Here is a 13637-nt window from a genome sequence, read left to right as displayed (position 1 = left end):
ATCAAGCATGCAAAACACCTTCCAGACCGATTTCAGGGATGAAAGTGATGTTCTCCTCATCCATACTTCCGGTCACGAAGACGAATTTTTTGTCAAATATTTGATCTAATATAAAATAACTTACCCAAAATTCATTGTTTAAAACGAAAAGATTGGGATCAATAGGCTCTACTTTGGCAATGCTCTGTGGACCCAATTCCTCAATCAAGTGTCTTAGGGTGGAAGTTTTTTTCACCTCTCCTTCTATTTCTCCATAACCCTTGGAAGTGACCATGAGGGTTTTTAATTCTATAAGGTTAAGGTTGATAATGTATACGTTCCAGGCTATCTGACCATTGTTTTCCTCTCTGGCTATGGCCAGTTTCACCCCTGTAACAGGGTGAAATTCAATGTCTTTTTTCATATTGTTTGGGTCATTTTTTATTTTCAGAATGAGGTGTAATTGCTTGAAATGGTTATTCTTATTTAGCTTCAAACTCCATCTCAAACAAATCTGCAATATGTTTTTTCACCTTTGCTTTGACCTTGTTAGCATCCACAGGATGACCAAGTTCCTGGTGCATGGAGGTAACTGCTTTATCGGGAATACCACAGGGGATGATGTGGTCAAAATAACTGATGTCTGTGTTGATGTTGAAGGCAAAACCATGCATGGTCACCCAGCGGCTGGACTTGACACCAAGGGCACAAATTTTTCTGGGGTTTTTTTGGGCAATATGATCCAGCCAAACACCGGTCAGTCCAGGAATTCTTCCCCCTTCGATGCCATACTCGTTTAGGGTAAGAATAATGGCCTCCTCCAAGAGGCGAAGGTATTGGTGGATATCGGTAAAGAAATTGTCCAGATCCAGGATGGGGTAGCCTACCAGTTGACCGGGACCATGATAGGTAATGTCACCTCCCCGGTTGATTTTGTAAAAAGTGGCTTGTTTTTCAATCAAACCTTTTTCATCCAAGAGCAGATGGGACAATTCCCCGCTTTTACCTAGGGTGTACACATGGGGGTGCTCCACAAAGATGAGGTAGTTGGGTGAAAGTTGCTGTACATCATCAGGTAGATTTCGGTTGGCAATCTTTAAGGAAATGGTCTCAGCAAATAGTTTTTCCTGAATATCCCAGGTTTCCTGGTAATCTTTCAGGCCAAAATCTAGAAATTTTACTTTTTTATTGATATTTTGATTCACTGTTTGGAATGGATGAGCGTTCAAAACAAGTTTTCTCGGGTTTAGGTTCTTTCTTGTTTTTTTAGAATAAGGAGATCTTTTTATCAGTTTTTTACAAAAATAAGCAATTATTTAAGATGGCATATCCCAATGAAACAGGAAAGGAGGCTGAAGAACAAGCCTTGGAATGGTTAAAGGGTAGGGGCTATGAATGGGTGGCTTCCAATTTTAGGTACCGGCATGCCGAAATTGATTTGATCATGAAGCACAAAGGCATATTGGTGTTTGTGGAAGTCAAATTCAGAAGTGGCACCGGTTATGGCTATGCAGAAGAATTTGTGGATTACAGGAAAAGGCAACTTATCATCAGGGCCGCTGACCATTATATCCATCAGACTGATTGGCACCATGACATCCGTTTTGATATTGTAGGGGTGTATAGGGACCAAAAAGGGAATGTGGGCTTTAAACACTTTCAGGATGCTTTTTATTAGCCTCCCTTGAAAAATAGTTATTTCTGAGCTTTAATCTTTTCGGTAAACCAAATTGCCTTCTGGGTCCCATTCGGCTCTAATATAAGGATTGAATTTACTGAAAGGCTGTTCCTGATATTGAATTTCTCTCTTTTTGACCACCTTTCCGCCATTGGTGTTCCAATACTCAGTCCATAAACCTACTTTTTCTCCAAAATGATATTCTCCAATCACAGCAACCTGGCCATTTTCATAAAAATGAAAGAAATTTCCTTCTTCCAATTCATATTCCACCGGGATGATTTTTTCCACCTTACGGTCTTCTCTCTGATAATACGTTACCCTAGAATCTTTGGGCCATCCTTCAGAGAAATGACCTTTGTCCAAAAGAATGCTTTTGTTGTCAAATTTCATCCATCGGCCGTGCTTGGTACCGAAATAAAACATTCCGGATTCTACTACCACATCATCTATCTTTTTTTCATAAGGACCATGGAGTAAGTAGCCTTTTTGACTGTCGAAGCCCTTTATCTGTATGGCTTTTTCTTTGTAATTGTACCAATAAATATCCCGGATATAGGGATCTATGGACCTGTACCTGCTCGTATAATGGATGAAATAATGGTGGTTTTTGCCCTGGAGGCTTTGTTTGATGAAAGTTTTGCTGGTTTTTTCGCCAAAGTATATGTTCTTCTTCTTTTTTTTCTTTTTCTTTTTTTTATCTTCCTCTTTTTTGGCATCATCAAATAGCAGGATTGGTGCAGAGGTGGGCAGCAAAAGATCATCAACTACCCCTGATGAATCCGGATCAGTCAAATTTTCTTCTTGTCCAATCGCCCCGTAGGCGATCAAAAAGCAGGAAAGGAATATTGGAATATACTTTTTCAACATCAATCTAATTAACGGACAATATCACCCGATTAGTATTTCAAGACAAATTTAGAATATAATCCAATTAAACCGTAATGTTTTAGAATTAACCAAACATATCCCTTAATTTTGGGCGAATTTGCAATAAACACCACTATTCCATGAATTCTATTCTATCAGACCGCATCAACCAAATGGAGGAGTCCGCCACCTTGGCGATGGCCAAAAAAGCCAGAGAACTCAAATCCCAAGGCGTGGACATCATCAGTCTTAGCTTGGGAGAACCCGATTTCAAAACCCCAAAACATATTCAGGAAGCTGCTAAAGCCGCCATAGATGAGGGAAAATACTTTTCCTATCCTCCAGTGGCCGGCTACCAGGACCTGAGAGAGGCCATAGCCAAAAAACTCAGGGAGGTCAATCACATTGCAGAAGCCAAGGCCGAAAACATCGTGCTTTCTACAGGTGCCAAACATTCTATTGCCAATGTATTCATGTGCCTGCTCAATGAAGGAGATGAAGTGGTGATTTTTTCCCCTTATTGGGTGAGCTATTCAGAAATCATCAAATTGGCAGGTGGAGTTCCGGTTCTGATTGAGGGCAGTCTCGAAAATAACTTCAAAGCAACCGCAGCACAATTGAAAGATGCCTTAACGGATAAAACCAAAGCCATCATTTATTCTTCACCCTGTAATCCAACCGGGTCAGTTTTCAGCAAAGAAGAACTCCAAGCCATCGCAGAGGTTGTAAAAGAAAAAGATAATTTGTTGGTCATTGCAGATGAGATCTATGAATTGATCAATTTTACCGGAAAGCATGCCAGCATGGCAGCCTTTCCCGGAATGTTCGATAGGACCATTACCGTCAATGGGTTTTCAAAAGGCTATGCCATGACCGGATGGCGGGTGGGATACATCTGCGCTCCTCTTGAAATCGCCAAAGCCTGTGAAAAAATGCAGGGGCAATTTACTTCCGGAGGTACAGGCATTGCCCAAAGAGCAGCCTTGGCAGGTATTGAAGGCGATCAGTCTCCTTCCAAAGAAATGGAAAAAGCCTATTTGAGAAGAAGGGATCTGGTATTGGATTTATTGCGGGATATTCCAGGAATCAAAACCCATGTGCCAGAAGGCGCCTTTTACTTCTTCCCGGAGGTATCTGCATTTTTCGGGAAATCAGCGAATGGTTTTACCATTTCGGATGCGGATGACTTCTGTCTTTATATTCTCAAAGAAGCCTATGTTTCACTGGTGACAGGCGCTGCTTTCGGTGCTCCGGATTGTGTAAGATTGTCTTATGCAGCATCTGATGAGGAACTGAAGGAAGCTTTAAAAAGGATGAAAGAGGCTTTAGCCAAGTTGAGCTAATCCGATCTTCAACTCCATGAATATTAACCCGGATCTTTCCCAAAGGATTCGGGTTTTCCTTTTTATCTTTTGTATTTTTGATCTTTAACTGTTTTTGACATGAAAAAAGTTTTGGTCATTACTCCTGTGAAAAATGCCTTGGAAAATACGCTTTTGACCATCAAGGCGATTCAGGCTTCCACCCTGCCACTGGAATACAGGGTTTACAATGATTTTAGTGATGAGGAGACTAAATTGGCTTTGGTGAACCATACAAAAAAGTATCCTTTTGGCCTTATTCACCTGCAAGACATTACTGACACCCCTAGTCCAAATTACAAACTTGTTTTACAGGATGCGCAGAAAAGGGCCTTGAAAATGGGCTTGCCTTTGCTCATTGTGGAATCTGATGTAGAGGTGAAACAGGATACATTAGAAAAAATGCTGAATTTTCAGGAAGCTCACTCTGATGCCGGTATGGTAGGAGCCATTACTGTCGATGCTGATGGCAAGGTTAATTTTCCTTATCTAAAGTTTAAAAATGTGAAAGAAAGGAATTTTGAAACCAAGAGGAGTTTGAGCTTTTGTTGTACCTTACTGAGCTTGGGTTTTTTGGAAAAATATGATTTTTTAAACCTTGACCAATCCAAAGACTGGTACGATACCCACATTTCCGAGGTGTCTATCAAGTTGGGTTTCAAAAATTATGTCTTGATGGACACTCCAGTTTTGCATAAACCCCACAGCAGCAGACCTTGGAAGCAATTAAAATACAGCAATCCAGTCAAATATTATTGGAATAAAATTTTTCAGGGAAAAGATAAAATTTAAATACGATTTAGTTCAGCTGCTACCATGATAAAGGGAAAACCTAAACTCTGTATTTTTATTCATTTCGGAGAATCCCCTTTGATCCCCATTTATGTGAAAACCTTTCTTTCGGAACTGAGAAATTATTTCGATGAATTGATCTTAGTAACAAATGAAAGACGCATTGATTCAGCATTGGAATGGTTGGAAACTGATATACAGCTGATGTTCGTGAGCAACGAAGGTTATGATTTCGGGAAGTTTTATCAAGCGATCCAAACCTTGGATCTCAATCAATACAGCCAAATCGCCTGTGCCAATGATTCCAATGTCCTTTTCAATACCTTAAAGCCTATCATGGATTGGGGGAAATCCCAAAGACTTGATTTTTGGGGTTTGCTCGATTCTTATGAGCGGCCTTGGTTTGCCACCCATTCCCAGACGTACCATATTCAAAGTCACTTTATGGTCTTTGAAAAGAAAGCGATTGAAAAGCTGACTGTTTTTCTGGAGATTTTGGACTTAGAGGCTATTCTCGGAGAAAAGGATACCAAAACCCTTCGCCAAAAAGTGATTGATCAATGGGAAATAGGGTTGAGTCAATTCTTTCTAGGGGAGGGACTAACTATTGGCAGTTTTATAGATTCAATCGACTTTGCTAAAAAACATGGAATCAAAAAGGCAGGTAACCTAAGTCACTCCCATTTTGAAAAATTGATTGAATCAGGTTACCCTTTGATAAAAAAGAAAGTGATATTGGGAGAAAAGGGAATCAAAAGGTTTTTCAAACCTCAAAAGGATTGGGAGAAATTGATTAGGAAATTTGGGAATAAAGACTGGGAAATAGAACTCCTACTGGATGAATTGAATCGTTTTCGCAAATTATAATAAGTAAAAAGTATCAGGAACTTGGGTTTAAATTGGGTTCAAATTGAGATTAATCGTATGTCTTCAAATTCAAAAATCTATATCATCCATTATAAAAGGGGCAAAATATTAAAAGATGACGCCTTGTATCAACCTTTGATGTCTGGAAATGTGTTTGTGGATGAAACCAAACCTTTTGTAGGAGATGATAGCGGAAAAAATATTTCTGATAAAAATCGGTATTTCAGTGAGCTGACGGGAATTTACTGGGTATGGAAAAACACCCATCAGGCAGTGACTGGATTTTGTCATTATCGCCGGTTTTATACCGCTCAAGCAGAACCATTTTTTTACCGAATGAAAAGATCAATTTATCCCCTGATAGGGCTTTCATTTAAGCGATTTGGATTGATCTATACCCAAAACACAAAACTTTTTTCCCCTAGGATTTTAAGTGAACATGAGCTTTCCGAAATTTTTAAAGACCATGATGCCATCTTGCCACAGGCTAGAAAGCTAAGGTATTCTGTGGAAGAACATTATAGGCGTTACCATGATATTGAAGACCTGAAGCTGATTAAGAAAATTTTAAAAGAAAGGCATCCTTCCTATTTAAATGCCTACGAGGCGGTATTGAAAGGGGATAGGCTGTATGCCAACAACATGTTTATTCTCAAAGATGCAGAATATCAAAAATTCATGAGTTGGTGGTTTGATATGATTTTTGAATTTGAAAGGAGAGTGGACATTAAGCAATATGATGGATACCAAAAAAGAATCATTGGCTTTATTGCCGAGCGATTGTTAACCATTTGGTTTAAAAAAGAACAACTTAAATGCAAAGAACTTCAGTTGATCTATTTTAAAGACTTTAAGTACGAGTGAGGTAGAATTTCCGAACCGCCTCAAATGCTTTTATTTACCGAACAATTTTTTGAAGAAACCACTTCCCTTCGATTCTCCCGGTTTGTTTTTCCTTTTCTGTAGGGCCTTCTTTTGTTCTTTTGGCAGTTCATAGCTTGGGCTACCGGTTTGTTTGTCGTAAGGTTTACCCCTTTTTTTCTTTTCCAGGACAAGAATGCTGTCATAATAATGAATGGAATCCACGGTTTTCGTGAAATCGCTCACACCCAATTTCCGGTCTTTGGAATGGTAGGCATTGAGATAATCAATGAAATTTTTGCTATACTCAATAAAAGAGGCTTCATTTTTATAGCCCCCCCCGTATTTTGGCCAATAAGAAGTGTGTAAATCCTCGCACAGGTACACCCCATTGTCCTTTACATGGTCAAACAATACCTCAAAGGTTACAATTTGCTGTTCCATGGTGTGGCCTCCATCATCAATCAGAATGTCTACTTTTGGGATTTTCTTTTTCACCTCTTTCAAAAATTTGGCATCGGATTGGGATCCGATAAAGATTTCAATGTTTTCCTCCTCGAGTGCTTTGCACTCAGGATTGATATCTATGCCATAGATTTTTGCTTTATCTCCAAAATAATCTTTCCACATCTGAAGACTGCCTCCATGAAAAACGCCAATTTCTAATATGGTGATCTCTTGTCCCCGAAACCTTGAGAAATGACGGTCATACACGTCAAAATAATGGATCCATTTGTGGATTAGTCTTTTATCATTCTGGTTGAAATACCTTTCTAAATCGTTCATATGTAGGTCAGGTCTTTAGATTAGGGAAGCTTCGACTGCTTCACCTTCTGAAGTTCTTTGAAAATGTTAAAAATTTATTGGGAATATTAATTTCGGAAAACTAAGGTAACACAATTTTTTGACCCGATAAAATGCCATCAAAAGGGACAGCAAGAATATTTGGTTCCCGATTTTGAAAGATAGACGAGATTGGATAGGTTATCATTTTAAGGTGTTAAAGCCTGTTGGCAATAAGCATATTTCCAAGAATATGATCTGTTAAAAGGCCAGCCACTCAGTAGATTATTCATTTGCTTCATCTGTTCTTTGATTGACAATTCCCAAAAACCAACTGGATGAATTGGATAGAAATAGAAATATTCAAATAAAATATTTCATGATAGAAAAAATCTATTAATTAACAGGAATTATAGTTTTTACTTAATGAAATGATTTTTTAGATGCAATTGAAAGTTAAGTTACTGTAAAATAATCATTACGATTTAAAATAAATACTTGAAATTCAATCCATATCGAAATATTTTATTCCAAATTTAATGATACAAAGGGGCCTAGATTAGAGAGAATAGTTGCTTTCTCTGTTCAAAGGAAAAGAAATAAGGAAGAATTTTTGTTGACACAGTTTCTTCATGGATTATTTAGATGGATTATTTAATTATTAAACGATAAAATACCTAGATCTAGGTATTGTGTATTCAGGATAAAATTTGTTACCTTTGTCTCGGGTGATTAAGCAACTTTTTCTGCTAAAACTTTTAAAAGTGTGTAAGTGAGTTGGAGGTTATTTTGAAAATTATTTTTTCTAGCCTCCATATTTCTTTTTCTTTTCCAATCTACCTTCCTTCTTTCATCATTTATTTCTTGTTTTCAATGGGACCATCCAAAGGTCATGGTTTCTGCATGCTGATAACAATTCCGGCACATTTCACCGAATATTTATAATAGAAATTAAAAAAATTAAATATCAATGCTAAATGGATGAAAATTGGGTAGAAAAATACCGTGAATTGGGTATTTTTTGAAAGGCCAAGATTCTATACCTTTGATAAGGGTGATTAAACTACATTTTCAAGGATTTATTTTTTGTAAGTGTGTAAGTGTGAGTTGGAGGTACTTCAAATATTTTTGTGACCTCCTTCTCTTTTCTGATCTTTTAATTAAAAGGCTTGTTTTTTTTCACAAGCCTTTTTTTCTTATATGGATAAATGGAATTCTGGCTTGCCTAATTTTTTTGCACTAATCCTCGGTAAACATGTCTTCAGAAGCCATTTTGAAATCATTTACTGGCAAAGTAATGGCCATACATATTTTTCTATTTATACAGGATAAGCTGACAGCTTTAGTTTTTTTGCTCAGGGTTGATTTTTCTTCCTGATGGCTGGTATTGAAGCAATAATAGCCCGGTTTAGTGAACTCTTTAGCTTAGAAATTGAATCATGAAGTAAATTCCATGCCTGCTTAAAGGAGGTATCGTAAAATTTGAACTTCACATTTCTTTCGAATCCGGTGATTAAACCAAGAATTACCAAAAAATACCCTGAATTGGGTATTTTTTGACTTAAAAACTTTTCCTACATTTGAAATGGGTGATTAAGCAACTTTTTCTGCTTATTGTTTTAAAATATTCAGCGGGAATTTTAATATTATTTTTTTTTCCCCGCTTTCTTCTTTTCCTTTAACCTGGAATTTCTTTGTGCATTATATTAGAAAGCATTCTTTTTTTGAATGCAACCTTATAAATTGATGTTTATTTAAAAAAATCTTTCTCCATTAGTAAAATAGCAATGCCAGATTTTGGTATTCATTAAATGAAATCCTGAAATGTTTACTTGTCTCAGATTTATCGGTATGTTATTTGTATTTTTATGGTTTAAAATTTGACTCAGGTTATAGAATAGCAGTAGGATGATAAAATATTTAATAGGGTTTGTGTTTTTGTGGTTTTTATTTTTCTTTTTTGATTTTCCCGCTTCAGCTCAAGACGAGAGCTTGCCTGAAAAAGACTCAGTGAATGGATATTTTATCACTTATCCCAAACTGTTGGGAAGTAGGTTGTATATGTCAAGGAAGTATACTGCCTTGGAGATGGAAGACAAGATTGGTGGGGAAAAGGCACTGTTTTGGCCAAACACCACACATAATCTTGGCATTGGTGCGACTTACGATTTTTTCACATTGAATCTTGCCTATGGTTTTGGGTTTATGAATAGGGATATAGGACTTGGCAATACTCGATATCTTGATCTTCAGGCGCACATATATCCCAAAAAATATGTGATTGATTTGTTCGCTCAGTTCTATAGAGGCTATCATTTATTGCCATCCAGGAAGTTTGCTCCTGAGGGATCCGAGTTTTTTTTGAGGCCTGATATCCGGGTCATAAAATTAGGAGCCTCCTTTCAATTTCTCAGTAATCCGGAGCAGTTCTCCTATCGAGCAGCCTTCCAACAAAATGAGCGTCAGATTAAATCCGCAGGAACTTTCCTCTATGGTATGGAGTGGTATGCAGGAAGTGTCCGAGGAGACAGTACCCTGTTGCCGTCAAGGGATTTGACAGGTGCTGAAAGAGAGTTTCAATACATCAATTTCTTTGAGATTGGGCCTAGCGGTGGGGCTGCCTATACATTGGTGTTCAAAAAGTATTTTTTTATTACCGTTTCGGCAAGCGCCAACCTGTCCGTAGGATATACTGCTCTGGATGGCGATGCTTTGAGAAATTCATCCTGGAGGTTCAATCCCAATTTTTTTGGAAGGGCATTTGTAGGTTATAACAACGATAAATGGTCGATCAATGCCAACATCGTGCACAACAATATCCGCTTGGCAGAAAATTCAGGTTTTCAAAATAGCCTGATGACTGGCAACTACAGAATAAATTTCATTTACCGTTTCGATCCCGGGCCCAAATTCAGGCGACAATTTGACAAGTACAATCCACTGAATTTATTAATCAATTAAAGCCTTGAACATGAGTGCAATAATACTTGGGTGGATAAATTTTATGTCAGTAGCTTGGAAAAAATCAAACAACCTGCTAAGTTTGCGTCACATTAACCGAAAGGGTTGATCATTTATCACAAATTCCTCCTTAGCTCAGTTGGTTAGAGCATTTGACTGTTAATCAAAGGGTCCTTGGTTCGAGCCCAAGAGGAGGAGCAGAAGCCTTGCAGCAATGCAGGGCTTTTTTTATGAAGAGGAATCAGTTGATAAGCGTTCCGCACTTGCGGGATGAATCAAAGGGTCCTTGGTTCGAGCCCAAGAGGAACATGAAATGTAAAGTGTCACATTTTGAAGTGTATACTGTCTTCTTTTGACTCAAGTGATGCGAATCAGCCACAATCCTGAGTGATACGGCCAAGAGATTCAATTAAATACATAAATTAGAAGTTCATTCTATATTTATTCTTGGTTCAGGTTTTGATACCATGCTAACCAAACATTTCAGATGAACATCTTCCGCTGGCTAACTTTCCCCCTTCGCTATGCCTTTTCCAAATTCAAAAGGAAAATAGGAAAACTGGATCTCGTCCGGATGGAACTCTTCCTGGCTTTTGGTAATGATAAGGAAATATTCATTAAAGGAAGAATTATCGAAGCCTACAAGCAAAGCCGCCCTTCCAGTAAGAAAAATGCTTTGCAAAATGTATTGGCATCTATAAGACGGTATGCAGGTAGCAGTATTCCCGATGCGCGGGTAAGTTTGGCATACCAGGGGAGGGAAGAAATTATGGTCAGCAACCTGGAAGGCCTGTTTGAAAAGCGATGGGCCATCCCAGCCCCTCCAGAGGGTCAAGCAGATTTTGCTATGCTTACCCTTTTGGAAGATGAAGGAATCACAGCGGAAGAAAAAACCAAACGGGTTGAAATTTCCCGCATTTCAGCACAACATCCCATAGGCATTATTTCAGATATCGATGATACGATCATCATTTCACACGCCACTTCATTGGGAAAAAAGCTGTGGTTGTCAGTATCTAAGAATGCCTATACCCGTCGGCCATTTCCCGGAGTGAGCGATTTCTATACACTTTTGACCAAACAGGGGCATTATCCGGTATTTTATGTTTCAAGCAGCGACTGGAATCTTTTTGACTTGATTCAGGATTTTCTGAATTACAGAAAAATTCCCAAAGGCCCCCTGTTGTTAAAAGACCCCCATGTTAACCTGAGAAACATCTGGAAATCAGGAGGGGGGAACCATGACCACAAACTGGAGAAGATTTCATTGCTCATGTCCATGTTCTCTCCCATGAAATTTATCCTGATCGGGGACAGTGGGCAACATGATCCGGAGCTGTACACTGAAATAATCGAAAAGTATCCTGACCGCGTCAAAGCTGTATATATCCGGAGAATAAAAAAGGTAGATAAGGAAAGGGAAATTCTACTGAATCAATATAACCCGGAAATTCCCATTGCATGGGTGCAGCATTCCTCAGAGGCCATAGCCCATGCGAAAAATTTCCTCTGAATCTTTAATTTCTTTTTGGATTTTTGGGAACGGCATTTGATGATTTATATAAAAATTTATCGGGAACATCATGGGTCAAAGCGCCTTATTTATAGTAAATCCAACAGCCGGAAATCTTGAAAACCAAAAAGAGCTGATAGATCAAATATGCCAGAGGGTGTCAGGCTATTCAGTATCAGTATGGCATACCACCGGAAATGACGATGAAGCATCCATTCAACAACTGCTAAAAAAGGACAACTTTGACCTTGTCATGGTAGGTGGTGGTGATGGAACCATCAAGCTGGTGGCCTCCCAACTGTATGGCTTACCCACTCCCTTTCTTCCCATCCCATTTGGATCGGCCAACGGTCTAAGTGCCTGTCTCGGCATAGAGACCTGGGAAGACAGCATGCGGGCATTGCAGTCGGGAAAAACCATTCAGATGGATGTACTGGATGTCAATGGCGAGATATGCCTTCATGTATGCGATTTCGGTTTCAATGCGGCCCTGATCAAAAAATTCGAAGAAAGTGATGAAAGGGGAATGGGAAGTTATTTTAAAAATTCTGTAGCTCAGTTATTTGAAGACAATAAATATAGTTTCTCGCTGGAACTAAATGGAGAAAAAAAACAGGTCAACGCCAAGATGCTGGTCATTGCCAATGGAGATAGGTATGGAACCGGCGCAAAAATCAATCCTATGGGAAAAATGGATGATGGGAAATTTGAAATCATTGTCCTCAACCCCGACAGTCTTAGAGAGTGGATGGCACTCACCGGGGGATTTTTCAAGGAAGACTTTTCAGATTTGGACTTTGTGCAGACCTTTAGTGGGGATAAAGTTACTATCGGAAATCTTGAAAATGCTGAATTTCATATAGATGGCGAGATGAAAAAACAAGAGGCTATGGTACATATCCAAATAAAAAAGATGAAAATTGAATTTTACAGTAATTTGGCAACTTGACTTAGCAAGGAAAACTATATTTTTTTTTGAATATCCGCTTCTTTGCCAGTAACCCAATATTCTTCTTCAAACGGGTCGGAAGTCCGAAGTCGGAAATCCCCCGCCGTCGTCGGGCAGGCCCGCCTGTCGTCGGACAGGGATGTACCGGACATTTCAGTTTGCTGGCGAGAATTATATTGAATTACCTTTTTCCTGGCATCATTGCGTACATACATTTTTTTATCATTTAAGATTAACCGGATACTTTTATTGAGGCTTTTCATTTGTTTTAGTTACTTTCTTTAAAAGCTTTTTAAAAGCTTTTTAAAAATTTTTTATAAAAAGTTTGGAATAATGAACAGTGTTCATTTATATTTGACAAAGAGTTTGAAATCAATGGGGACTTCCGAACGCAAAGCCAAAGAGAGAGAAGAGATCAAATCTTTGATTTTAAATGCGGCCAAAAAGTTATTTGTCAAAAAGGGCATCGATCAGGTTACGATCAGGAAGATAGCTGAGGACATTGAATATAGCGTGGGGACGGTTTATGTCTACTTCAAGGATAAAAACGACATCCTCCATGAACTCCATACCCAAGGCTTTGGACAGTTGGGCGGGGCGATGCGGATCTTAAACAGCGTTTCTGATCCAATGGAAAGGCTGAAGGCCCTCGGAAGGGTTTATCTGGAGTTTGCGATGGATAATCCTGACATGTATGACCTGATGTTCAACATGAGGGCACCCATGGAATTTCTGGACTCTATGCACAAAGAGGAGTGGAATGAGGGAAAGGCTACCTTTGATGTCCTGTTGAATAACGTACAGCAATGTATGGAAAGGGGCCATTTTGATGGGCATCAGCTGGAACCGCTTTCGTTTGTGATCTGGAGTACGGTGCACGGGATGTGTTCCTTACATATCAGTCAAAGAGTCAAAGGGGTGAATTTGGATAATCCTGAAACGATGATGGAAAAGGCTTACGAAGAATTTGTGGCATTAATCGACAAAAAATAATTTTTTTGCCCTTTAATGAACAATGTTCAT

At 38.7% G+C, this 13637-nt stretch carries 14 protein-coding genes and 1 tRNA gene; 10 read left to right on the top strand and 5 right to left on the bottom strand.

What is annotated here, in order from left to right:
• Position 1: 1 nt before the first annotated feature.
• Positions 2-403 carry a hypothetical protein gene (locus tag H1A14_RS15560; protein WP_194777194.1) on the bottom strand — a complete coding sequence of 134 codons (402 nt, stop codon included), beginning with the start codon at positions 401-403 and terminating at the stop codon, positions 2-4.
• A gap of 58 nt (positions 404-461) precedes the next feature.
• Positions 462-1184 carry a lipoyl(octanoyl) transferase LipB gene (gene lipB / locus H1A14_RS15555; protein ID WP_194777193.1) on the bottom strand — a complete coding sequence of 241 codons (723 nt, stop codon included), beginning with the start codon at positions 1182-1184 and terminating at the stop codon, positions 462-464.
• Between the two features lie 116 nt (positions 1185-1300).
• Between lipB and H1A14_RS15550 the strand changes: the two genes are divergently transcribed.
• Complete coding sequence (locus tag H1A14_RS15550) at positions 1301-1657, top strand: YraN family protein (RefSeq protein ID WP_194777192.1); 357 nt, start codon at positions 1301-1303, stop codon at positions 1655-1657.
• A 30-nt stretch (positions 1658-1687) separates the two neighbouring features.
• Here H1A14_RS15550 and H1A14_RS15545 read toward each other — a convergent pair whose 3' ends face one another.
• Entirely contained in the window at positions 1688-2527 is an 840-nt protein-coding gene (locus H1A14_RS15545) for a toxin-antitoxin system YwqK family antitoxin (RefSeq protein ID WP_194777191.1), read from the bottom strand.
• A gap of 140 nt (positions 2528-2667) precedes the next feature.
• Here H1A14_RS15545 and H1A14_RS15540 point away from each other — a divergent pair, with 140 nt between their 5' ends.
• From H1A14_RS15540 to H1A14_RS15525, 4 genes are all read left to right on the top strand, one after another.
• Complete coding sequence (locus H1A14_RS15540) at positions 2668-3870, top strand: pyridoxal phosphate-dependent aminotransferase (protein WP_194777190.1); 1203 nt, start codon at positions 2668-2670, stop codon at positions 3868-3870.
• A gap of 99 nt (positions 3871-3969) precedes the next feature.
• Positions 3970-4680, top strand: a complete 711-nt coding sequence (locus tag H1A14_RS15535) for a glycosyltransferase (protein ID WP_194777189.1) — start codon at positions 3970-3972, stop codon at positions 4678-4680.
• Between the two features lie 24 nt (positions 4681-4704).
• Positions 4705-5547, top strand: a complete 843-nt coding sequence (locus H1A14_RS15530) for a rhamnan synthesis F family protein (RefSeq protein ID WP_194777188.1) — start codon at positions 4705-4707, stop codon at positions 5545-5547.
• A gap of 57 nt (positions 5548-5604) precedes the next feature.
• Positions 5605-6411, top strand: a complete 807-nt coding sequence (locus H1A14_RS15525) for a DUF4422 domain-containing protein (RefSeq protein WP_194777187.1) — start codon at positions 5605-5607, stop codon at positions 6409-6411.
• Positions 6412-6441: 30 nt separating this feature from the next.
• On the opposite strand, the gene H1A14_RS15520 is transcribed toward H1A14_RS15525, so the two are convergent.
• On the bottom strand, positions 6442-7194 hold the full coding sequence (locus H1A14_RS15520) for a class I SAM-dependent methyltransferase (RefSeq protein WP_194777186.1): 753 nt from the start codon (positions 7192-7194) through the stop codon (positions 6442-6444).
• A 1905-nt stretch (positions 7195-9099) separates the two neighbouring features.
• On the opposite strand from H1A14_RS15520, the gene H1A14_RS15515 reads away from it, so the two are divergent.
• The 4 genes from H1A14_RS15515 (at position 9100) to H1A14_RS15500 (ending at position 12614) form a co-directional block, all read left to right on the top strand.
• Positions 9100-10152, top strand: coding sequence for a DUF4421 domain-containing protein (locus H1A14_RS15515; RefSeq protein ID WP_194777185.1), 1053 nt, complete (start codon positions 9100-9102; stop codon positions 10150-10152).
• A gap of 124 nt (positions 10153-10276) precedes the next feature.
• Positions 10277-10350, top strand: a tRNA-Asn gene (locus H1A14_RS15510).
• 289 nt (positions 10351-10639) lie between these two features.
• On the top strand, positions 10640-11665 hold the full coding sequence (locus H1A14_RS15505; protein ID WP_194777184.1) for a phosphatase domain-containing protein: 1026 nt from the start codon (positions 10640-10642) through the stop codon (positions 11663-11665).
• A gap of 70 nt (positions 11666-11735) precedes the next feature.
• On the top strand, positions 11736-12614 hold the full coding sequence (locus H1A14_RS15500; protein ID WP_194777183.1) for a diacylglycerol/lipid kinase family protein: 879 nt from the start codon (positions 11736-11738) through the stop codon (positions 12612-12614).
• 14 nt (positions 12615-12628) lie between these two features.
• On the opposite strand, the gene H1A14_RS15495 is transcribed toward H1A14_RS15500, so the two are convergent.
• Positions 12629-12877, bottom strand: a complete 249-nt coding sequence (locus H1A14_RS15495; RefSeq protein ID WP_194777182.1) for a hypothetical protein — start codon at positions 12875-12877, stop codon at positions 12629-12631.
• 112 nt (positions 12878-12989) lie between these two features.
• On the opposite strand from H1A14_RS15495, the gene H1A14_RS15490 reads away from it, so the two are divergent.
• On the top strand, positions 12990-13607 hold the full coding sequence (locus tag H1A14_RS15490) for a TetR/AcrR family transcriptional regulator (RefSeq protein ID WP_194777181.1): 618 nt from the start codon (positions 12990-12992) through the stop codon (positions 13605-13607).
• The last annotated feature ends 30 nt before the right edge of the window (positions 13608-13637 follow it).

The organism is Pararhodonellum marinum, assembly GCF_015354735.1.
In the GTDB taxonomy this organism is placed as follows: Bacteria; Bacteroidota; Bacteroidia; order Cytophagales; family Cyclobacteriaceae; genus Pararhodonellum; species Pararhodonellum marinum.
Note: the sequence above shows the minus strand (reverse complement) of the source record. Positions and strands in the feature narration are given on the sequence as shown.